We start from the raw sequence: 21,304 nt of genomic DNA, 5'->3' as shown, positions 1-21,304 counted from the left end.
TGTATTCAACTCAACCGACAACTTGTTTTCGTGTGAAGACGGCCTTGAGTACCTGTCCCTGGGCGACGATATTCTCCTCGGCACCCTCCTGACGATCGACCAGGGTAACGATTCCGCAGACCTTGAGCCCCTCCGCTTCGGCCCGTTCAACGGCCTTGATCGATGAGCCCCCGGTGGTGGTGACATCTTCAACAATCACTACCCTGGAACCTGGCGGCAGATTTTTGCGTCCTTCAAGCCATTGCCCGGTTCCATGTCCCTTCGGTTCCTTGCGAATGATGAAGGCGTGAACAGCCTTCCCCTCCAGCGCGGCCGCAATCGAGGTCGCCGTGGCGATCGGATCGGCCCCCATGGTCAGCCCGCCAACGCCGTCAATATCATCACCGAAGTTTTTTACGATTTCCCAGAAGGCCTTGCCGACCAGCAATCCTCCACGCGCGTGCAGGGTGGTTTGCTTGCCGTCAAAATAAAAATTACTCTTCCGTCCTGAAGCAAGAGTCACTTCTTTCTCTTCATAAGACAATTCGCGGATAATTGTCATCAATTCATTGCGTTCCTGATCATTCATCGAATCACTCCTCAATATCTATCAAAACTACTTGCACTTAGCGTTAAAACAAACCGAGTTGGCTGTCGGCTTTCAGGCGCGGGAATTTGACTGGATAATTGCCATTAAAGCACGCATCACAATAATGCGTATCGCTGTCCAGCGGAACACCGGCAGCTTTCAGTAACCCTTCACGGGAAAGATAGCCAAGGGTGTCGGAGGTGATGTGACGGTTAATTTCCTCGATCGCATGTGAAGAAGAAATCAACTCCTTACGTGAGGGGGTGTCGATCCCGTAATAACAGGGGAAGGAGGTCGGCGGGCTGGAAACCCGCATATGGACTTCTTTGGCCCCGGCAGCCCTGATCATCTTGATGATTTTGCGCGATGTCGTGCCCCGCACAATCGAGTCATCAACAACAATCACGCGCTTCCCTTCAATCACCTCACGCACCGGATTCAGCTTCAGCTTGACACCAAAATGGCGGATCGTCTGCTGCGGCTCAATAAATGTCCGGCCAACGTAGTGGTTACGAATCAGGCCGAGTTCAAAACGGATGCCACTTTCCTCGGCAAAACCGATCGCTGCGGGGATGCCTGAGTCAGGCACCGCAATGACCACGTCAGCGTCGATGGGATGTTCCCGCGCCAGCTGGCGACCAAACTCCTTACGCGTCGGATAAACCTGTTGACCAAAAATGATACTGTCAGGGCGAGCAAAGTAGATAAACTCAAAGATACAGGGTGTCGGGTTCACCCGTTTGAAAGGGAAATACGATTTAACGCCGCGCTTGGTCACGACAATCATCTCCCCCGGTTCGATCTCGCGAACAAACTCTGCCTCGATCAAATCGAAGGCGCAGGTTTCGGAGGCAACAACGTAGGCATCACCAAGACGCCCGAGGGCCAACGGTCGAAAACCGTTGGGGTCACGTACTGCAACCATCCGGGTCTCGGTCAGAAAAACAATACTGAAAGCGCCCTTGACCTGAGATAACGCTTCGGTAATCCGATCCGCAAGGGAATCACTCTGCGCCTTGGCAATCAGATGCATCACGACTTCAGTGTCGGCGACCGTTGAAAAGATGGCGCCCTGCTTCTCCAGTTGATTGCGTATTTCACGTGCATTGACCAGATTGCCGTTATGGGCGACAGCGATCCCGCCCCGGTGATAATCAACTTTAATCGGCTGACAATTTCTGAAGTCGTTACCACCGGCGGTTGAATAGCGAACATGCCCGATGGCACTTTTGCCGGGGAGTGTGGCAAAGATCGAATCGTCTTTGAAAACATCGGCGACAATCCCCAGGCCGCGATAGGAATAAAGGTCGGTGCCGTCGGAAGAAACAATCCCGCAACTCTCCTGCCCCCGATGTTGCAGGGCGTAAAGCCCAAGATAGGTCAGGTTTGCGGCTTCAGGGTGATCAAAAATACCGAACACCCCGCATTCATCATGAAACTTGTCTTCCATGCAACGAGTCCCCTGTTGGTGCGTTCATGAAAAAACGAACGTGAAGTTTAAAGTAATTCCGCGCGAATAAAGTTGATCGCATTCTGATAGAGCCACAACCCCATCCCTTCTTCCGGTAGCGCCTCATCGCGAGTCCAGCGGGGGTGATGGGTACGGTGCAGATACGCTTCCGGGTGCGGCATTAGCCCGAACAGGCGCCCGCTTTGATCACACACCCCGGCAATCGCATGAACTGACCCGTTTGGATTGAGCGGATAGTCGAGAGTCGGTTCAGCGTAGTTCGCGGTAGAATATTTTAGCGGGATCAGATGCCGGGCCTCAATGGCGTCCAGCGTTGTCTCCCTGGCGACGACAAATTTTCCTTCACCATGCCGCACCGGCAGATAAATCCCCTCTGCCAGGCCGCGCGTGTAGATGCACGGTGATTCGGGATCAAGCTTCAGATAAGTCCAGCGATCCTCAAAGCGCCCTGAATCATTAACCGTCAGGGTCGCACTTTGCGCGCCGTGGTCACCGTCGAGCGCCGGAAGGAGTCCCATTTTGACCATCAACTGAAAGCCGTTGCACACCCCCATGACCAATTTCCCGGCGGCAATAAAACGATTTACCTGATCAATCAGCTTCTCGTTACTGCCAACGATCGGGGCATGCAGCAAACGATTGGCCCCCGCCTTGGCACTCCCCAGATCGTCACCGTCTAGAAATCCTCCGGCGAGATTGAGAAAATGATAGTCATCGAGGCAGGCGCGCCCGGCCAGCAGTTCTGCGACGTGAACGATATCGGCAACATCCGCTCCGGCCAGACGACAGGCAAAGGCCACCTCGCGTTCGCAATTGGTGCCGTTTCCGGCAATAACAACCGCTCTGACTTCCTTCGCCATATTACAGCTCCCTCAACGGCGCCTGCCACGCCTCTTTTAAATCGTCAATTCCGGCCTCAATCACACACTCCCCGGCAAGCCCTTCGACGCGGAGCTTGCCGCCACTGACAACGGTGCCGATCAACGCCCAAACCTGACCGGCAAAGAGCTGTTCGAAGCGGTCACGATGCTCCGGGTGAACGGTCACCAGCAATCGACTTTGACTCTCTGAAAAGAGGATGCGATCATTGCGAGGCTCCCCGCCAAATGGCACCTGGGCGAGGTTCACTGTCATCCCGACCCCCCCTGCCGAGGCCGTTTCGGCCAGGGCAACGGCCAGCCCGCCATCAGACAAGTCGTGGCAACTGGCCACCAAACCTTCACGCTGTGCAATGTTAAGCGTGCGGTAACGTGCCAGAGCCGTCGCTGCATCAACCTGTGGGACATTACTGCCAATCTCGCCGCACAGGGCATAATATTCAGACCCCCCCAACTCATCCGCTGTCGAGCCGAGCAGATAAACCAGATCATCGACACGTTTGGCATCCATGGTACACGCGGTTCGCACATCGTCAATTTTGCCAATGACCGAGAAGAGTACGGTCGGCGGAATCGAAATTTTGCTGGCACCGATCTGATAATCATTCTTCATCGAATCCTTGCCGGAAATCAGCGGGACTCCGTAAGCGAGACAATAATCGTAAAGCGCCTGATTGGCGCGCACCAGCTGTGCGGCTTTATATTCACCGTCGGGGGTTTTGTCACTTTTGACCGGATCACACCAGCAGAAGTTATCCAGCCCGGCGACGTGATCGATATGACCACCGACCGCGACGTAATTACGCAACCCCTCATCGATAGCGCACGCCATCATGTGATAGGTATCGATATCGCTGTAACGCGGGCAAATTCCGTGAGCCACCACCGCTCCCTCAAACGAATCGAGCAGCGGACGAAAGACGGCCGCATCGGAGGGCCCGTCATTAGCGACCCCGGTCAACGGTTTAACAACCGTCCCGGCCTGAACTTCGTGATCATAACGCCGGACTACCGCTTCTTTTGAGCAGATATTCAACCGACCGAGCAGACGGCGTAGAACCTCGCTGAAATCTGCGGGGCAGTCGAGCTGCGGCTCAGATAATGTGGGCGGAGTCCATTTGGCCGGAATGATCAATTGCGGCACGCCATCGTGAAGAAACGCCATGTCGAGATAAGCAACGGTTTCACCGTGATAAAAAGCGTGGAAAAAACCGCTGTCGGTAAAGCAGCCGAGATCACTCGCCTCGACATTCATCTCACGCGCCAGTTGAATAAAGCGCGCGAGATTCTCTGCCGGCACGGCCAGGGTCATCCGCTCCTGAGCTTCGGAAATAAGAATTTCCCACGGCTGTAAACCGGGATATTTCAGCGGGGCGCGGTCGAGATGGAGTTCACACCCGCCCGTATCCTCGCACATTTCACCGATCGATGACGACAGCCCCCCGGCACCATTGTCGGTGATGGCATTGTACAGCCCGCGATCACGGGCAATCAGCAGAAAATCGAACATCCGTCGCTGGGTGATCGGGTCACCGATCTGCACCGCCGTCACCGGCGACCCGGCGTGCAACTCTTCCGAGGAGAAGGTCGCACCGTGGATACCGTCCTTACCGATACGGCCACCAACCATCACGATGCGGTCACCGACCAACGCCTTTTTTTCGTGACCGGGACGACCATTCAGCAACGCCGGCATCAGTGCTGCGGTACCACAATAGACCAGCGGTTTCCCGGCAAAGCGATCATCAAAAACGATCGAGCCATTGATCGTGGGGATCCCTGATTTATTCCCGCCATGTTCAACACCCTCTACTACCCCCTCAAAAATGCGGCGCGGGTGCAGCAACCGGGGGGGGAGTGGTTGCGCATAGAACGGCGAGGCGAAACAGAACACATCGGTATTGAAAATCAGGCGCGCGCCCATGCCGGTACCGAAGGGATCACGATTGACGCCGACGATCCCGGTCAATGCGCCGCCGTAGGGATCAAGAGCGCTGGGTGAATTGTGCGTTTCGACCTTGAAGACCAGGCTCCAGTCGTCATTGAAACGAATCACCCCGGCGTTATCTTTGAAAACCGAGAGGCAGATATCGTTATCACCCTGCGCGGCGCGGATATCGCGAGTGGCCTTGACGATGAAACTTTTAAAGAGAGAGTCGATCGTTTTCCGCCGTCCCTGTTCATCCTCGTAGTCGATCCGCGCAGAAAAAATCTTGTGTTTGCAGTGTTCGCTCCAGGTCTGGGCGAGCACTTCCAGTTCAACATCGGTGAGTGCATCCAGGCCACGTCGCGCGCGAACATCACGTACAGCGGGATCAGCGACGTACGCCTGAAGGGTTTTCATCTCTTGCAGATTAAGCGCCAGCATCCCGGCGCGGCTGATCTGCAGCAACTGTTCGTCGGAAACTGAAAGATCAAGCACACAGACATGAGGTTGACCTTCGGTCACGACTTTCGGAACGCTCGCCGCTACCCCTCCCTGGGTAATAAATTCGGTCGGCGTCAGAATTGTCCAGCGCTGAATCAAGCCGTTAGCAAGAAAATCAGCGGCCACACGCTCTGCTGTCGCCTTGTCGATCGAACCTTTCAGCAGGTACTGGGTAGAGGTATAAACCCCTTCACCGGGTGTAAACGGCCGATTCGTCAGGTATTCGATAGCTTCACGCGCGGTGCGGCCAACATTGTCGGTAACACCGGGGCGATAACCCACCTCAATCAAGATATCAAAATCGGTTGCCAGGGGACGATTGATCGCGTATTCCTGAATCACCGGATCGGACAATGGACCGGCGGCGGACGCAGCGATTGCCGCAGTGTCAAGTTCGGCATCAATCGTGTAAACATCGAGGGTTCGCACCTTTTGCAATGCGACGTTGAGGTGTTGCGCGATTTCCCGGCAAACCCGGTCACCTCGTGGGTCGCGAACGCCATCGCGCAAACCGACGACAACTCTCCAGATCATTTTTTCTCCTATGGAACCTTGGTTGCGCAGGCCAACATCAACCAGCCTGACAGCGATTAAATCAGCCGCAACGGTACACGACCCATTCGCGCCAGGGATGTCGCTCCCACAATAAATACGATTATCGCAGCCCAGTCCCTGTGGGAGAGGTTTTCAGCCGCGAAGGGTGTTCACTCTACGAGCAAAGATTCGCGATAGTGGATGTCGCTCCTTGGCATGTTTGTACACTACTTGAGTCAGGTGCATAAGTAGATTCAGCCATTACTCACCTCGATGCAATCGCGCTCCAGGGTGACACAGGCGGTCGGAACATGCTGCGTTCCAACGATCAACGTGACCTGATGTGCGCCAGGCAGGATCGACCGTGCGGCCGATTCGGCCAATTGTGCGCAATTGTTTGTTTCGCTCAGATGTGCCAGGAAAACCGTTTCCAGCCCCTCCCAGAGCAATTCGGCAAGCAGCGCGGCGGAAGCGGCGTTCGACAAATGGCCGTGGCGGCTGCTGACACGTTGCTTCAACGGCCACGGATAAGGACCGTCGCGGAGCATATCAAGATCGTGATTGAACTCAAGTATTAATGCGCGGCATTGGCGGAGACGATCACTCACCAGACGCGTCGCGATGCCAAGATCGGTCGCGATGCCGACTCGACCAGCGGGGGTATCAATAATAAATCCGACCGGAGCAACGGCGTCGTGAGTCGTCCGAAATGGTTCGACCCGACAATCACCTATCGTAAAGCACTGATCATGAAATTCATGCAGCCGCTCAAGCCGACCAGGGCTCGGCAGCGCTGCCAGCGTTTCCGGGTGAATGAACACGTCCAGATTGAAGCGGCGCGCCAGTGGGCCAAGCCCACGACAATGATCCCGGTGCTCATGGGAAATCAGAACCGCTGTCAAATCCGCTGCATCGACTCCGATATGGTTTAATCTGGCGGTAATTTCTCTGGCGGACAGGCCGACATCGATCAGCAAACGCGTTGTTCCGCTCTCAATGTAAACGGAATTTCCCTTGCTTCCACTGGCCAGTAAACAGATATGCAAAAAAGCCTCTTGTTTCTTTTCAAGCCCGGTCTTTATACCGGAATTTACTGCCCCGCGCAAGCAGTTTCATGGTTTCGTATCACCCTCAATTGACCGCCATTGACTGCGGTGAATCAAGCGGCAGAAGGATATGAAAAGCACTACCAGGAAAGGTTTCAGTATTACAACCGGGGCTCTCAACCCAGACTTCGCCGTCATGCATATCAACGATCCCTTTGACGATCGTCAGCCCCAGTCCAGTCCCTTTCCCCTTGAAAGTGATCTGTCCGGTAAAATGTTCCTCAATCTTGCCTGCTTCATAAAATTTTTCAAAGATGTGCAACTGATCCTGCTCAGAGATGCCAATTCCGGAATCGGAAACAACGATTTCCAGATACCGCGCCGGTTCACTGCCGAGGGTGATCACGTCAGGGTCAGCGGATCCGGCGAAAGGTTCACGCAGCGTACTGCGCACCTTGGTGGCAATCGTTATCCGGCCATCATCGGGGGTAAACTTGATGGCGTTGATTACCAGGTTATTGAGTGCCTGAACGATTCGATCAGGGTCGCAGGTCACCATCGGCAAATCATCAGCCAGGATCAGTTGAAGTTGCTGACTGCGCTTGCCAAGAAAGAGAGCAAGAGAATCGCCAACATTCCTGGCCAGGGCATTGATATCGGTCCTAACCTTGCGCAACGTCAGATTACTGTCGTCAATCAGGGTCACATCAACCATGTCACGTACAATTGCCGCAAGCCGGTCACCGGCGTCAGCAATATGGCGGATCAATGGTTTGATTTCGTCGTCAAGATGATCCGCCATCTCGTCGAGAATCAATTCAACATAACCGTTTATCACTGTTAATGGGGTCTTCAGTTCATGAGAAGCCACTCCCAAAAATGAATCCTTCATTTCATTGAGCCGCCTTAATTCGGCAGCGCTCTTTTCCAGATTTGCCTTGATCTCGCGTTCGAGTGTAACATCACGGATAATCGCCTGCACCATCCGTTCCCCCTCCCCGCCGAATACCGTTGAGCCATAGAGCCAGCCAACGACCTGCGCACCGTCCTCGTCCCTGGTATAATGCAATTCACTCTCAATCGGTTCTCCGCCAAGGACCTGTTGAAAAAGACGGTGCTGCTCCTCAATATCCTTTACCCCCAACATCTGCAGAAACGAATAAAAATTCATTCCTTCGGCGACATGCCGCTGAACCCGAAAAAATCGTTCCGCCGCCTTGTTGACCAGAACTATCCGGTCCATATCATCAACGACAACGATTGAATCACTGGCATCTTCCAGCAAGGAACGATACATCGCGCGACTGCGTGATAATTCGTTGCTGATCCGTGCCTGATGTTCATAACTGACCAAAAGCTCCTGATTGGTTGTTTCCAGTTGTAAGTAACTTTCAGAAATTTTATCATCGCGACTCTGTAACGATTCAGACATTTCCTGAATGACGTGTGCCAGTTCGGAAAAATCACGGGTGGTCATCTCGGGCACCTTGATCCGGAAATTTCCGTCGGCAATTTCACGGGCCACCACGCAGAGGCGACTGATCGGACTGATAATGTCGCGTTTAACAAACAAAACAACGACACAAACGACGACAATCAATGCAATAGCGAGAATATAAAATGCGCGGATCAGCGCCTTGACCGTGCGTTGAACCAGGACTTCGTCAGGGAAACCAATTCTGATCCGCCCGGCGACAGATTTGTTGGCATCAAAAACCGCCTGGGAGACATCATAGACTTTCCCCCACTCTGGATGTTGCAAGACCGCCATCGTCTCAGTCAGGGCGAAGAGGTAGTGAAATTTTTTCAGGGAATCAAGGGATTGATCGTTGGAATAAAAAAGTTCGCCGACGTTGTTTTCGATATAGCAATAAACGATATCCGGATCGTTATCAACCAGCGTCTTGCACTTGACATCGAGCCCTTCAATATCTTCAATGTGAACACCTAAAGAAAGGACTTTTTCCAGAGATTGCTGCAAGCCCTGCGCAAGACTTTGACAGCGCAAGATAATACCGTCACGATAATCGCGCCGAAATCCCTCTACATTCAGTCCCGTATTGATCGCAATAGCGACAAGCAGGACCATGATTGCGAAAAGCAGAATACGCTTTTCCAGGGTTCTTTTCATGCGCACAACCTAAATAAAGATTATAAATCCTGCCACAATGAACAACGAGTGGGCAGCGAGTTGAGACGTGATCGCTTGAAAAATTGGCGGCCCCGGCGCGATTCGAACGCACGACCCTTCGCTTAGGAGGCGAATGCTCTATCCATCTGAGCTACGGGGCCGTGAGGTCAAAATTTCAACAGGCTGAAGACTTTACCATCAGGCAGACGCTTGCGTCCGTCAAGAAACTCCAGCTCGGCCATAAATGCACATTCGACAATCTCGACGCCCAGTTCACCGACCAGATCAACCACCGCCGCCACCGTCCCTCCGGTGGCCAGCAGGTCATCAGCGATGATGATCCGGTCGCCCGGTTTGAACGCATCGGCGTGAATTTCCAATGTATCGGTACCGTATTCAAGGTCGTAGGTTTTACTGATCGTTTTGGATGGCAATTTGCCTGGCTTGCGCACCAGAGTGATGCCGGCACCGAGTTTATAGGCCAACGCGGCACCAAGAATGAATCCGCGCGCTTCAATGCCGACGATCTGGTCGATCCTCATCCCGACATAGCGATGAGCAATCAGATCGATCATCCGGTGGAAGCTGCGACTATCATTCAGCAGTGTCGTAATGTCCTTAAAAACAATCCCTTTTTTTGGAAAATCGGGGATATCGCGGATAATACTTTTTAATTCATCCATTGCAGTGACTCCGTATCAATTATTGGGTCCCGTCAGCGTTGCTCTCGGCGACAATTTTTCTCAATTTTTCCAGACTCTTGGCCTCAATCTGACGAATTCGTTCACGGGTCACCCCAAAGCGGCGACCGATCGTATCAAGCGTCTCCGGCTCCCGGTCTTCGAGTCCAAAACGTAATGAAAGGATTTCCCGCTCGTTGTCCTGCAATGAATCGAGCCAGCGGCTGACATGAGCAAATTTATCGACATCTTCCAGTAACGTAGCGGGATTGATCAATGAGGTGTCCTCAATCGTATCGATCAGGCTGTAATCGTTATTTTCACCCATTGGGTGTTCAATCGAATAGGTTTTCTTGACCAGCACCATTAAGCGTCGAATATATGTCGGCTCGACCCCCATCATTTCTGCGGTCTCTTCAATCTCAGGTTCACGATTCAGGCTGTGCACCAGCTCGCGATTGATTTTAATAAATTTGTTAATGTCATCAGAAACATGCACCGGAAGACGAATGGTGCGACTCTGATTAACCAGTGCACGTTCAATCGATTGGCGGATCCACCAGGTCGCATACGTCGAAAAACGACATTCTTTGCTCAATTTAAAGCGCTCGACCGCCTTGATCAGACCGATGTTCCCCTCTTCAATCAAATCAAGAAAGGGTAACCCACGGTTCATGTAGCGCTTGGCGATTTTCACCACCAACCGCAGATTCGATTCGATCATGCGATCACGCGCAGCCATATCTCCGGCAGCGATACCACGAGCAAGTTCCCGCTCTTCTTCCGCAGTCAATAAATTGGTCTTCTGAATCTCTTTCAGATAGAGTTTGATGGCATCGACCGAATGATCCTCCTCCACACTGTCAACGACCTTTTCGTCCTCGCTGTCGTCAGTGTCATCGTCCTCATCAGAGGATGATGTCTGGGGCTCTTCATCAATAAGCAGTTCAGCTTCCTCGTCTGACTTATTACGATTCATTCCTTCCTCCAATAATTAAATGTCAACAGCAAAAAATCACGGTAAGTGAGACAGCGGATCAACCGCCTTTTTCCCCTGTCTGATCTCAAAGTGCAGTTTTGGTTCTCCTCCACCTGGCGCCGCGCCGGAGAGAGCAATGGGCATTCCCTGTTCAACCATCGTACCGACCTGAACCAGGTTTTTCTGATTAAACCCGTAGACTGAATAAAAAGCGTCGCCATGTTTCAGGATGATCAGATTACCGAATCCCTTGATACCATCACCACTGTAAATCACCCGCCCCGAAGCAGCAGCATGGACCGGCGTTTCGGGGGGTGCTGAAATTTCAATGCCCTTACTCTGGGACTTTACGCCGGAGCCGAATTTTCGGATTACTTCCCCCTTGAGCGGCCAGGCAAATTTTCCCGCAGATGCGGGGACAACTGCATTCTTCCTTGTTTCATTTTCTGTGGAAGAAAACGAAGAGGGTTTTTTGTATGCTTCTTTCGACGCTGGTCGGAGATCGGTTGCCGGAACATTTTTGACATTCGTCTTTCCGGGGATGAATATTCGTTCCCCAGGCTGCAACCGTTTGGGATCGTTAATACCATTGATCCGTGCCAGATAAATTTCGTTAATCCCGTAGTCACGACTGATGCGATAGAGGGTTTGCCCCTCCGCAACGGTGTGCCACACCCCTTTCGGGGCAATCGTGCAGGCAACGAGCAACAAAAAACTGAATCCGACAATCAGCAAACGCATAGTTATATAAATTCGTCCTCAACCAGAACAATGAAGATTACCGAGATTAACGCATTCTACAATGGACCGTCAACGGCTATCTGGTTCCTTCACGGGTCAATGCAGTAGATATTTGATCACAACAAATCCGCCGATCAGCAGGACAACAAAAACCAATGACAATAAATTGAAATAACGATCGATCAATGCACGCATCGGTGCCCCGAAACGACGAATCAAACCGGCAACAAGAAAAAACCGCAGTGACCGGCTGACCGCCGAAGCAACGAGAAAAATCGGGAAATTGACGTTGAAAACACCGGCACCGATAGTAATCACCTTATAGGGGATCGGTGAGAATCCGGCAGCAAAAACAACCCAGAAGTTATAACGCGTGAAATATTCCTGAACCTGGGAGAACACCTCACGATCAAAGCCGGGGATATAGCTGAAGAACCAGCCGGACACCAGATGCCAGAGCGCAAAACCAATCACATATCCGCCAATACCACCGAGGACTGACCCGACACTGGTCACCGCGGCATAATACCATGAACGGTGCGGCAAAGACAGGCAAAGGGCCAGCATCAGGACATCCGGGGGGACCGGGAAAAAGGACGATTCCGCAAAGGCCAGAAAAAAGAGTGCGGGGACCGCATAAGCGGTTTCCGCCCAGGAGAGCACCCAGTTATAAAGACCACGCAAGTATTTCAAGAGTAATCACTTTCAGACCAGCCATAGCGACCAATCAGCGGCACAAAACGACAACCGAGTAACGTTTCTTCGGTAAACGTAGCATTATCCGTACGTCGATACCGTTTGAGTAGTTGATCGATTTGATCACCAACAGGAATGACCAGTCGACCGCCAATTTTGAGCTGATCAAGCAGATGGCGCGGGGTCTCGGGGGATCCCGCAGTGACCATAATCGCATCAAAGGGCTGCTGTTCCTCCCAGCCGAACGTTCCATCACTGACCTTGAGATTGACCCGTGCAGCACCGACCAGGTCGAGAATGCGGCGGGCGCGGCGGGCCAGTTCGGGAAGCCTTTCGACAGTGAAGACCTGATCGACGATTGTCGCCAGAACCGCTGCCTGATAGCCGGAGCCCGTACCAATTTCGAGAACTTTTTCAGTGCCCTGCAATTCTAGCGCGGCAGTCATGAAGGCAACCATAAAGGGTTGCGAAATGGTCTGTTTGGAACCGATCGGCAGCGGAGCATCGCTGTAGGCACGGGACTGAAAAGCTTCTTCAACAAAAAGATGGCGCGGCACCGACAACATCGCCGCGATGACCAACGGATCACTGATACCGCGGAGACGAAGCTGCTGATCGACCATCAAACGACGGGCGACACTGAAGTTATTACTCATCCCCTCCCCCTGTCCACTGTCTGCGGTAACCCGTGAACATTTCTTCCAGTCCCCAACTGTGCAACCGTTTAAATGAACGATAATTGGTCAGATCAAGATGTAGCGGGGTTACGGAGACAAACCCTTCAGCCACGGCATTAAAGTCGGTGCCCTCAGTATTTTCAAAACCGGGATCACCACCACCGAGCCAATAATATTTGCGTCCCCGGGGATCGATCTTTTCAACCACCACGTCGCTGTAGAAACGTTTGCCCTGACGCGTCAAACGTAAACCCAACGGGTCACCAGGCGGGACATTGATATTCAGAAACGTATCAGCAGGAAGTGTATGTGCCAGCACCTCCCCCGCCAGCAAGGCAGCGACATCTGCTGCACGCGAAAAATTGACATCAATTTCAGGAGTTATTTGCAACGAAACAGCCAGTGAGGGAACCCCCATCAACGTGGCCTCAAAGGCCGCTGCAACAGTCCCGGAATAGGTAATGTCGTCACCGAGGTTACTGCCGTGATTAATGCCGGAAACGACCAGATCGGGGCGCCGGGGCAGAAGACCATGAATGCCGAGATTGACACAATCGGTCGGGGTGCCATCAACCGCATAACGATCAGTCACCAGCAGTTCAGCACGAAGGGGAGAATGAAGCGTTAGGGAATGTCCGGCGGCGCTACGTTCACGGTCTGGCGCAACCACAACGACCCGACCCAGTGCTTCAAGTCGTGTGGCCAGGGCGTTGATGCCGGGAGCATGAATACCGTCATCATTGGTAACCAGAATCAACAAGGGGATATCAACCGCTATTTATCATTATGAGGTGGCAGATCAAGAGTTCGACGCAGCCTGCGCAGATCGGCACAAACATCCTGAAGTAACTGGCGCTCGTGCGTAACGCCGAGCGAAAGATCAATTTTCTCAGGGGTGTCACGACCGGCAGAACGCAGCTGCTTTCTGGCCCCGGCGATGGTGAACCCCTGATGATATAACAGCTCTTTTAATGAAAGGGCAAGTTCTATGTCGCGGCGCTGGTAGAGACGTTGCCGGCTGCGACTTTTGGAAGGACGAAAGGAGCCAAATTCTGACTCCCAGTAGCGCAATACATGTGGTTTGACGCCCGTTATCTCGGCAACTTCACCGATCTTGAAATACAATTTATCAGGAATTTCAACGCTCATCAGCGACCGATTTCAGTCACTGGTCATTGATCATTGATTTAAGAACCTGACTCGGTTTGAACGTCAGAATTTTACGTGAAGTAATCTCTATTTCATCGCCCGTTTGCGGGTTGCGTCCCCGCCGGGAAGACTTTTCCTTGACCACGAAGTTGCCAAAACCGGCCACCTTGATTTTCTCACCATTTTCAAGAGTCGACTTGATGAGATCAAAAACCTGCTCAACAATTTCAGCGGACTCCTTCTTGGAAAAACCGGTCTTCAAATAAATATTTTCAATCAAATCCGCTTTAGTCATACAACCTCCCCGCAACTCAACTTCACAGGTTATTGAATTTACAGGATTTTATATAGCACAGGAAAATTGTCAAGGCAACATTTTTTAACGTATTTCTGCCTCAAGCTGCTGACACAGCTTATTGACCAGTTTTCCGTGCGCTGCATTAATTTCATCATCGGTTAATGTCTTCTCCACCGAGCGATAACTGACGCGAATGGCAACACTTTTTTTCCCCTCCGGGATCCCCTTGCCACAGTACAGGTCAAAGATAACAACATCTTCGATATCACGAATTCTGGACTTCGCCACAACCTCGAGAATATCACATGCCGGAAGCATATCTGCCACCAGCAAAGCAGTATCACGTTGCAACACCGGGAAGCGCGACACCGGTTTGAAGCCGGGGTGGTCACCCGTTCGGGAGATCAGCACAGCCATATTCAGGTCGAGAATGATCACCGGCGTATCAATATCAAAATTCGCCAGCACGCGAGGATGAACTTCACCGAGGGTTCCCAACACGCTCTCTCCCGATCGCAGTGTACACGACTTGCCGGGATGTAAAAAAACATCACTTGCATCCCCCTGCCAGGTGACGTCATTGATATGCAACGTTGCCAAAAGGTTTTCCAGTACCCCTTTAAGATCATAAAAATCGACTGTATCGTCACCGTGCGCCCAACCTTGCGGCTCACGACGTCCGCACAGCGCTGCACAGAGACGCAGTTGTTCGATCGGCAACTCTGCATCGTGATGCGGATGAAACACCGGACGCAGTTCAAAGAGGCGCAGATCAAGGGTTCGATAGGCCAGATTGCCAGCAACTGAGTGCAGTACGCTCGGTACCAGTGAGGTGCGCATCACCGACTGCTCGTCAGTGAGAGGGTTCAGCACGTTAACAGTGGCGCGGCGCGGGTCGTCAGCGGGGAGTTGCACCTGATCCCAGCTCGCGGGGGAGACGAATGAATAGTTAATCAGCTCCGAATATCCGGCGGCCACAAAGTGGTCACGCGTCAGATTGGCAAGTTTCCTGGAACGCGGCAGCAGTTGGCAATCGGCCCCGCCGTGCGGCATGCTCAGCGGGATATTGTCATAACCGTTCAACCGGATGACTTCTTCAATCAGATCAATCTCACGTTCCAGATCGTGACGGAAGTGCGGCACCGTGACCAAATAGCGCTCCGGCCCGTCGCTGACAAGGGTCAAGCCGAGACTTTCGAGCAATTCACATACCTGACCGGCAGGCAGTTCTTCGCCCAGCAGCTGGGTAATCTTCGCCAGCCGCAATGGAATTTCTCGCGACGGAATAATCTGCGGATAGACATCGATTGCTCCACGAGCAACCGTCCCTCCCGCCGTTGCAACAATCAACTGTGTCGCCCGGTCAAGTGCTACCAACAGGTTAGCAACATCTGTCCCGCGTTCGAAGCGATGCGATGATTCGCTGTGAATCCCTAAGCGTTTACTGGTGCGACGTACCGTCAGGGGATTAAAATAGGCACTTTCCAGCAGGATATCGGTCGTTACGTCCTTGACCTCTGAATTCAGCCCGCCCATGATTCCCGCCAGCGCCACCGGACCCGCGCCATCGCAAATCACCAGATCACTTGCAAGCAGCTTTCGCTCCTGCCCATCAAGTGTGGTGAATATTTCACCGTCGCGGGCATGTTTGACCACAATCCGTTGGTCGCGAAGATACATAAAATCAAAGGCATGCAGCGGTTGGCCAAGCTCCATCAAAATATAATTGGTCACATCGACAACATTATTGATCGAACGCATCCCCACCGCTTCAACCCGCCGTGCCAACCACGCTGGTGACGGTCCGATTTTGACACCGCGGATCAGTCGCGCGGCGTAACGTGGACAGTCTTCTGCGGCCTCAATCGTGACCGAGGTCTGCGCGGAGATCGGAGCTCCCTCTTCTGCTAAATCGAGCACCAGTGGCTTGAGTTTACCGCCGGTCATTGCCGCCACTTCGCGGGCAACACCGAGCACGCTGAGACAATCCGCGCGATTCGGCGTCAGACCGAGCTCGTAGCGCGCATCTTTGATGCCGAGTGCACTGAAAACCGGTTCACCAAGGGTCAACCCGGCGGGCAGGATCATAATCCCGGCGGCATTACCGGCCAGCCCCAACTCTCTTTCCGAGCAGAGCATTCCAATTGAAACACAACCACGAATCTTCGATTTTTTAATCTTAAAGTCACCAGGCAGCACCGCACCGACCTGTGCCAGAGCGACCAGATCACCACTTCGATGATTGGTCGCACCACATACCACCTGAACCTCTTCGCTGCCGGTGTCAACCCGGCAAAGAGTCAGCTTGTCGGCGTCGGGATGCGCTTCCACAGCCAGCAGCCGGGCAACAATCACCGAATCGAGTCCCTCGCCGAGGAGCTCAAGGTTGTCAACCTCCAGACCAGCCATGGTCAAACGATGGCTTAGTTCGGCAGGGGAATAATTATAGTCAACAAAATCTTTCAACCAACTTCCGGTTACGATCATCTGTCGTTCTTTCTATCTGGGCAGCTTCAGAATTGTTTTAAAAAGCGCGTGTCATTCTCGAAGAAGAGGCGCAGGTCATTGACGCCATACTTGAGCATGGCGATCCGCTCCAACCCCATACCGAAAGCAAAACCGCTGTAAAGTTCAGGGTCGTAACCGACCGATTTGAATACTTCCGGGTCGATCATGCCGCTACCAAGAATTTCCAGCCAACCAGACTGGCCACAAACCCGGCAACCACCACCGCCGCAGATGACACAGGCAATATCAACTTCAGCACTGGGCTCGGTAAAAGGGAAAAAAGAAGGGCGAAAACGAACCTTGACATTATCCCCGAAATAAGAGGTAACAAATGCGGTGAGTACACCTTTGAGATCGGCAAAAGAAATATCGCGATCAACCATAAAACCCTCAATCTGGTGAAACATCGGACTATGGGTCAAATCAGAATCGCGACGATAGACGGTTCCGGGAGCAATAATGCGCACCGGCGGAGCCTGTTTGATCATGGTGCGGATCTGCACTGGTGACGTATGGGTGCGCAACACCACGTCATCGGAAATGTAAAAGGTGTCCTGCATATCCCGCGCGGGATGATCCCTGGGGATATTCAGCGCTTCAAAATTATAGAAATCCTTTTCAACTTCCGGCCCTTCGGCAACACCGAAGCCAAGCGCGGCAAAGATCGCAACCAGCTCTTCCGTGACCAGGGTGATCGGGTGCTTTGAGCCGCACTCACCGCGACGACCGGGGAGCGTTACGTCAATCTTTTCCGCTTGCAGGCGACGGTCAATCTCGGCGGCACGCGTCCTCTCCAGGCGCTCATACAATAAGGATTCAATTTCATCCTTGACGGTATTCGCCAGGGCACCGATCACCGGACGTTCCGCTGCGGAGAGTTGCCCCATCCCCTTCATGATTGCGGTCAATTCCCCTTTTTTGCCGAGAAAACGGGTCTTGATCTGTTGCAGCTCAGCTTCGCTTGCGACCGTCGGAATCAACTCCCGGGCGCTGTGCAGCATATTATCGAGTTTATCTTTCATCGCTCATCCATCGTATTAAAATATAGAAAGCTGGCGGCTTCCGGGCACAACTTAAAAAAAAGAGATGAGGACCGGCCTCATCTCTTTTCGTAGTCGATATCTACTGCAGCTTGGCCTTGGCTTGAACGACCAACGCGCTGAAGCCACCGGGGTCGGAGACCGCCAGGTCGGCCATGATCTTGCGATCCAGCCCAATTTCAGCCAGTTTAAGGCCATGAACCAGACGGCTGTAGGACAATCCGTTGTCACGCGCCGCAGCATTAATCCGGGCGATCCAGAGTGCGCGGAAATCGCGTTTTTTTACTTTACGGTCACGATAGGCGTAGTTACCTGCTCGATCAACCGCTTCTGTGGCGCTCCGAAACAATTTACTCCGTGCGCCGCGGTAACCTTTGGCTAACTTGAGAATCTTGTTTCTTCTGCGTCTCGCTTTAAACCCTCTTTTTACTCTCGGCATGTATAACTCCTTAACCGGTTAAGTGTCGGATCCGCGGGGGGAGACTTTATCCCTACGGTTCGCGATTCAGTTAATCCTTATCAGATATAAGGGATTAACTGTCTGATGTTACTGGCATCAACAGCCGCGACCAAGGTTCCTTTACGTAAGTTACGCTTACGCTTGGGAGATTTTTTGGTCAGGATATGACTGGTGAACGCCTTGTTGCGACGAATCTTGCCGGTACCGGTCTTACGAAACCGTTTAGCGGCACCGCGATTGGTCTTGATTTTCGGCATGCAACCTCTCCTCTTGTTAATTTCGTCCATGCAGGACGTCGTACACGACTATTTTTTAAGCGGGCTGATCATCATCGTCATGAAGCGTCCGGACATACTCGGGAACGATTCGGGCTGAGCGATATCGTTGACCTCTTCAGCAACCCTCAGCAGAATCTTACGTCCTAACTCGGGATGCGTCACCTCACGGCCACGAAACATGATGGTCAACTTGACTTTGTTCCCTTCCAAAAGAAACTTCCGCGCGTTTTTCAGTTTGTACTGGTAATCATGCTCCTCGGTTTTGGGGCGCATCTTCACTTCTTTAATCTCAACCCGTGCGGTTTTCTTCTTCGCTTCCGCAGCACGTTTACTTGCCTGATACTTGTACTTGCCATAATCCATAATGCGACAAGCTGGCGGCACCGAGTTGGGGGCTACTTCGACGAGATCAAGTCCGCGTTCGGCGGCCGCCGCCAGCGCGGCTTCAAGCGACAGCACACCGAGCATTTCGCCTTCGTCATCGATAACACGAACTTCCCGCGCGCGAATATCACTATTAATGTTCGTTTCCTGCTTAGCTATGACGGCACCTCCTAATGATACTGTCGACACTCGTCCGCGACAAAGCGAACAAATTCATCCGGTGTCATCGGCGCAAGGTTCTCCCCCGAACGATGACGTGGCGTTATTGTTCCATCAGCAACCTCTTGATTGCCAATCACCAACATATAGGGAACTTTCTCCATCTGGGCTTCACGAATCTTGAACCCCAGTTTTTCGTTTCGCGCATCAAAACGCACCCGCACTCCAGCGGCGCGCAAATCACTATACACCTGCGCGGCGTATTCAGCCTGATCATCAGTGACATTGAGAATTACAGCCTGTACCGGAGAGATCCACAGAGGGAAACTACCGACATAGTGTTCAATCAGCACCCCGATAAAACGTTCGATGGCGCCAAGGATGACCCGATGCAGCATGACCGGACGGTGTTTTTCGCCGTCGGAACCGATATACGTCAGATCAAACCGCTCCGGCAACGTGAAATCGCACTGGATTGTAGCACATTGCCATTCTCTGTCAAGAGCGTCCTTGAGCTTGACATCAATCTTCGGGCCGTAAAATGCACCATCTCCGGCGTTAATCTCATAAGGCAACCCGGTATCGTCGAGTGCTGTCTGGAGTGCGCTGGTTGCCCGCTCCCAATCTTCGTCGCTACCGATCGATTTTTCCGGCCGAGTTGAGATTTCCATCTCGTACTCAAAACCAAAGATCGCCATGACATCGCGGACAAAGGAGAGTACCCCTTTAATCTCGCCATCAAGCTGTTCGGGGGTACAGAGGATATGTGCATCATCTTGAGTAAAGCCACGCACCCGCAATAATCCATGAAGCACGCCCGACTTCTCATGCCGGTGAACAGTGCCGAGTTCAAAATAACGTAGCGGCAAATCACGGTACGAACGAGTATGCGTCTTGTAAATCAACATATGCGCCAGGCAGTTCATCGGTTTGACGCCGTAGCTCTGTTCGTCGATTTCAGTAAAGTACATGTTCTCGCGATAATTGTCGTAATGACCGGAGGTCTTCCACAATTCGGTTTTAAGGAGTTGTGGTCCCATAACAATATCGTAACCGCGCTTAAGATGTTCACGCCGCTCAAAGTCTTCGAGCAAGGTCCGCAACAACGCACCTTTGGGATGCCAGATCACCAGCCCGGCACCGGCTTCTTCGTTGAAGGAAAAAAGATCGAGCTCCTTGCCGAGCTTGCGATGGTCGCGCTTACGTGCCTCTTCGAGCCGTTCGAGGTGTTTTCTCAGCTCTTTCTTGTCAGTAAAAGCCGTCGCGTAAAGGCGCTGCAACATGGCATTTTTTTCACTGCCGCGCCAGTAAGCACCGGCCACGCTGGTCAGTTTGAAAGCCTTCAACTTGCCGGTCGAAGGCAGGTGCGGACCGCGACAAAGGTCGACAAAATCCCCTTGGCGATACAGCGAAACGGTTGCGTTCGGCAGATCCTGAATCAACTCGACTTTGTAGTGTTCACCCAACGTCCGGAATAATTTAATGGCCTCATCGCGACCCATTTCCTCACGCGTAATCGGCAGGTCCGCCTTTGCCAACTCCGTCATTTTCGCTTCGATACGCTCAAAATCTTCGGGCGTAAAAGCGTGGGCTTCACAAAAGAAATCGTAATAGAAGCCATCTTTTATGGCCGGGCCGATAGTCACCTGGACCTCGTTCCCCCATAACAGTTTAACGGCGTGTGCCATCAAATGCGCCGCAGAGTGCCGTAAAATTTCAAGTCCGGCCGCCGAGTTGAGGGTAATCAGCTCAATTTTCGCATCACCAGGCAACGGCCTGGACAAATCTGTCAATGCGTCATTGACCTGCACGGCGACAGTCTGCCGAGCCAGGCCTTCGCTGATCGATAATGCGACATCATGTGCATTGCTTCCGGCAGGAAATTTTTTAACGGTGCCGTCCGGCAGGGTTATGCTGATTTCGTTCATCGTTCTTCTCGAATGAAAAGAGGCATCATCTAGATGCCTCAGGTTCTCACTGGTTGCAGTATATAAATGGTAGGCACGGGCGGGATTGAACCGCCGACCCCTACCGTGTCAAGGTAGTGCTCTCCCACTGAGCTACGTGCCTGCAATCCGTAATGCCGGTAACTTTTAACAAAATGGCACCTCCCCTGTCAAGCACTTTTCGCGGCTGGAAACATTTTCTTTTATAAAAAAAACAAGCAGTTGCCCAAATTGAGCAGCGTATAATCACGCA

General features: G+C 52.5%; 20 protein-coding genes and 2 tRNA genes. All 22 read right to left on the bottom strand.

The features are described 5' to 3' along the window. Positions 1-10: 10 nt before the first annotated feature. The 22 genes from pyrE to K0A93_07040 all read right to left on the bottom strand — a co-directional run bounded on the left by pyrE (position 11) and on the right by K0A93_07040 (position 21,175). Positions 11-568 carry an orotate phosphoribosyltransferase gene (gene pyrE / locus K0A93_07145; protein MBW6511878.1) on the bottom strand — a complete coding sequence of 186 codons (558 nt, stop codon included), beginning with the start codon at positions 566-568 and terminating at the stop codon, positions 11-13. 43 nt (positions 569-611) lie between these two features. Beyond that, on the bottom strand, positions 612-2,018 hold the full coding sequence (purF, locus tag K0A93_07140) for an amidophosphoribosyltransferase (GenBank protein MBW6511877.1): 1,407 nt from the start codon (positions 2,016-2,018) through the stop codon (positions 612-614). A 47-nt stretch (positions 2,019-2,065) separates the two neighbouring features. Next, entirely contained in the window at positions 2,066-2,899 is an 834-nt protein-coding gene (locus tag K0A93_07135) for a phosphoribosylformylglycinamidine synthase subunit PurQ (GenBank protein MBW6511876.1), read from the bottom strand. A 1-nt stretch (position 2,900) separates the two neighbouring features. After that, on the bottom strand, positions 2,901-5,879 hold the full coding sequence (locus K0A93_07130; GenBank protein ID MBW6511875.1) for a phosphoribosylformylglycinamidine synthase subunit PurS: 2,979 nt from the start codon (positions 5,877-5,879) through the stop codon (positions 2,901-2,903). A 254-nt stretch (positions 5,880-6,133) separates the two neighbouring features. After that, positions 6,134-6,925 carry an MBL fold metallo-hydrolase gene (locus tag K0A93_07125; protein MBW6511874.1) on the bottom strand — a complete coding sequence of 264 codons (792 nt, stop codon included), beginning with the start codon at positions 6,923-6,925 and terminating at the stop codon, positions 6,134-6,136. Between the two features lie 85 nt (positions 6,926-7,010). Then, on the bottom strand, positions 7,011-9,056 hold the full coding sequence (locus K0A93_07120; protein ID MBW6511873.1) for a PAS domain S-box protein: 2,046 nt from the start codon (positions 9,054-9,056) through the stop codon (positions 7,011-7,013). Between the two features lie 84 nt (positions 9,057-9,140). Further along, positions 9,141-9,217 (bottom strand) — tRNA-Arg (locus K0A93_07115). A 6-nt stretch (positions 9,218-9,223) separates the two neighbouring features. Further along, a complete protein-coding gene (locus K0A93_07110; GenBank protein ID MBW6511872.1) occupies positions 9,224-9,739 on the bottom strand; it encodes an adenine phosphoribosyltransferase in 516 nt (171 codons plus the stop codon). A gap of 19 nt (positions 9,740-9,758) precedes the next feature. Then, entirely contained in the window at positions 9,759-10,715 is a 957-nt protein-coding gene (locus tag K0A93_07105; protein ID MBW6511871.1) for a sigma-70 family RNA polymerase sigma factor, read from the bottom strand. Positions 10,716-10,751: 36 nt separating this feature from the next. Beyond that, positions 10,752-11,456, bottom strand: coding sequence for a peptidoglycan DD-metalloendopeptidase family protein (locus K0A93_07100; protein MBW6511870.1), 705 nt, complete (start codon positions 11,454-11,456; stop codon positions 10,752-10,754). Between the two features lie 96 nt (positions 11,457-11,552). After that, positions 11,553-12,149, bottom strand: a complete 597-nt coding sequence (locus tag K0A93_07095; protein MBW6511869.1) for a DedA family protein — start codon at positions 12,147-12,149, stop codon at positions 11,553-11,555. Beyond that, complete coding sequence (locus K0A93_07090) at positions 12,146-12,808, bottom strand: protein-L-isoaspartate(D-aspartate) O-methyltransferase (protein ID MBW6511868.1); 663 nt, start codon at positions 12,806-12,808, stop codon at positions 12,146-12,148. Before K0A93_07090 ends, K0A93_07095 begins: the two co-directional genes overlap by 4 nt. After that, positions 12,801-13,589 carry a 5'/3'-nucleotidase SurE gene (surE, locus tag K0A93_07085; GenBank protein ID MBW6511867.1) on the bottom strand — a complete coding sequence of 263 codons (789 nt, stop codon included), beginning with the start codon at positions 13,587-13,589 and terminating at the stop codon, positions 12,801-12,803. Before surE ends, K0A93_07090 begins: the two co-directional genes overlap by 8 nt. Before the next feature lie 14 nt (positions 13,590-13,603). Continuing rightward, on the bottom strand, positions 13,604-13,978 hold the full coding sequence (locus K0A93_07080; GenBank protein ID MBW6511866.1) for a MerR family transcriptional regulator: 375 nt from the start codon (positions 13,976-13,978) through the stop codon (positions 13,604-13,606). A gap of 16 nt (positions 13,979-13,994) precedes the next feature. After that, entirely contained in the window at positions 13,995-14,273 is a 279-nt protein-coding gene (locus tag K0A93_07075; protein ID MBW6511865.1) for an integration host factor subunit alpha, read from the bottom strand. Positions 14,274-14,357: 84 nt separating this feature from the next. Further along, positions 14,358-16,763: a phenylalanine--tRNA ligase subunit beta gene (gene pheT / locus K0A93_07070; GenBank protein MBW6511864.1), complete on the bottom strand. Its 2,406-nt coding sequence runs from the start codon at positions 16,761-16,763 to the stop codon at positions 14,358-14,360. Between the two features lie 26 nt (positions 16,764-16,789). After that, positions 16,790-17,806 (bottom strand): phenylalanine--tRNA ligase subunit alpha, encoded by a 1,017-nt coding sequence (pheS, locus tag K0A93_07065; GenBank protein ID MBW6511863.1) that lies wholly within the window; start codon positions 17,804-17,806, stop codon positions 16,790-16,792. Between the two features lie 100 nt (positions 17,807-17,906). Next, positions 17,907-18,263: a 50S ribosomal protein L20 gene (gene rplT, locus K0A93_07060; GenBank protein ID MBW6511862.1), complete on the bottom strand. Its 357-nt coding sequence runs from the start codon at positions 18,261-18,263 to the stop codon at positions 17,907-17,909. Between the two features lie 80 nt (positions 18,264-18,343). After that, on the bottom strand, positions 18,344-18,541 hold the full coding sequence (gene rpmI, locus K0A93_07055) for a 50S ribosomal protein L35 (GenBank protein MBW6511861.1): 198 nt from the start codon (positions 18,539-18,541) through the stop codon (positions 18,344-18,346). Between the two features lie 48 nt (positions 18,542-18,589). Then, the gene (gene infC / locus K0A93_07050; GenBank protein MBW6511860.1) at positions 18,590-19,105 is read right to left on the bottom strand and encodes a translation initiation factor IF-3; all 516 of its coding nucleotides are present in this window, start codon (positions 19,103-19,105) and stop codon (positions 18,590-18,592) included. An 11-nt stretch (positions 19,106-19,116) separates the two neighbouring features. Then, positions 19,117-21,033: a threonine--tRNA ligase gene (gene thrS / locus K0A93_07045; GenBank protein ID MBW6511859.1), complete on the bottom strand. Its 1,917-nt coding sequence runs from the start codon at positions 21,031-21,033 to the stop codon at positions 19,117-19,119. Positions 21,034-21,100: 67 nt separating this feature from the next. Further along, a tRNA-Val gene (locus K0A93_07040) sits at positions 21,101-21,175 on the bottom strand. Positions 21,176-21,304: the final 129 nt, after the last annotated feature.

The organism is Desulfuromonadaceae bacterium (genome assembly GCA_019429445.1).
GTDB lineage: Bacteria > Desulfobacterota > Desulfuromonadia > Desulfuromonadales > JAHYIW01 > JAHYIW01.
The sequence above is the reverse complement of the archived record's forward strand: the minus strand, read 5'-3'. Positions and strand labels throughout refer to the sequence as shown.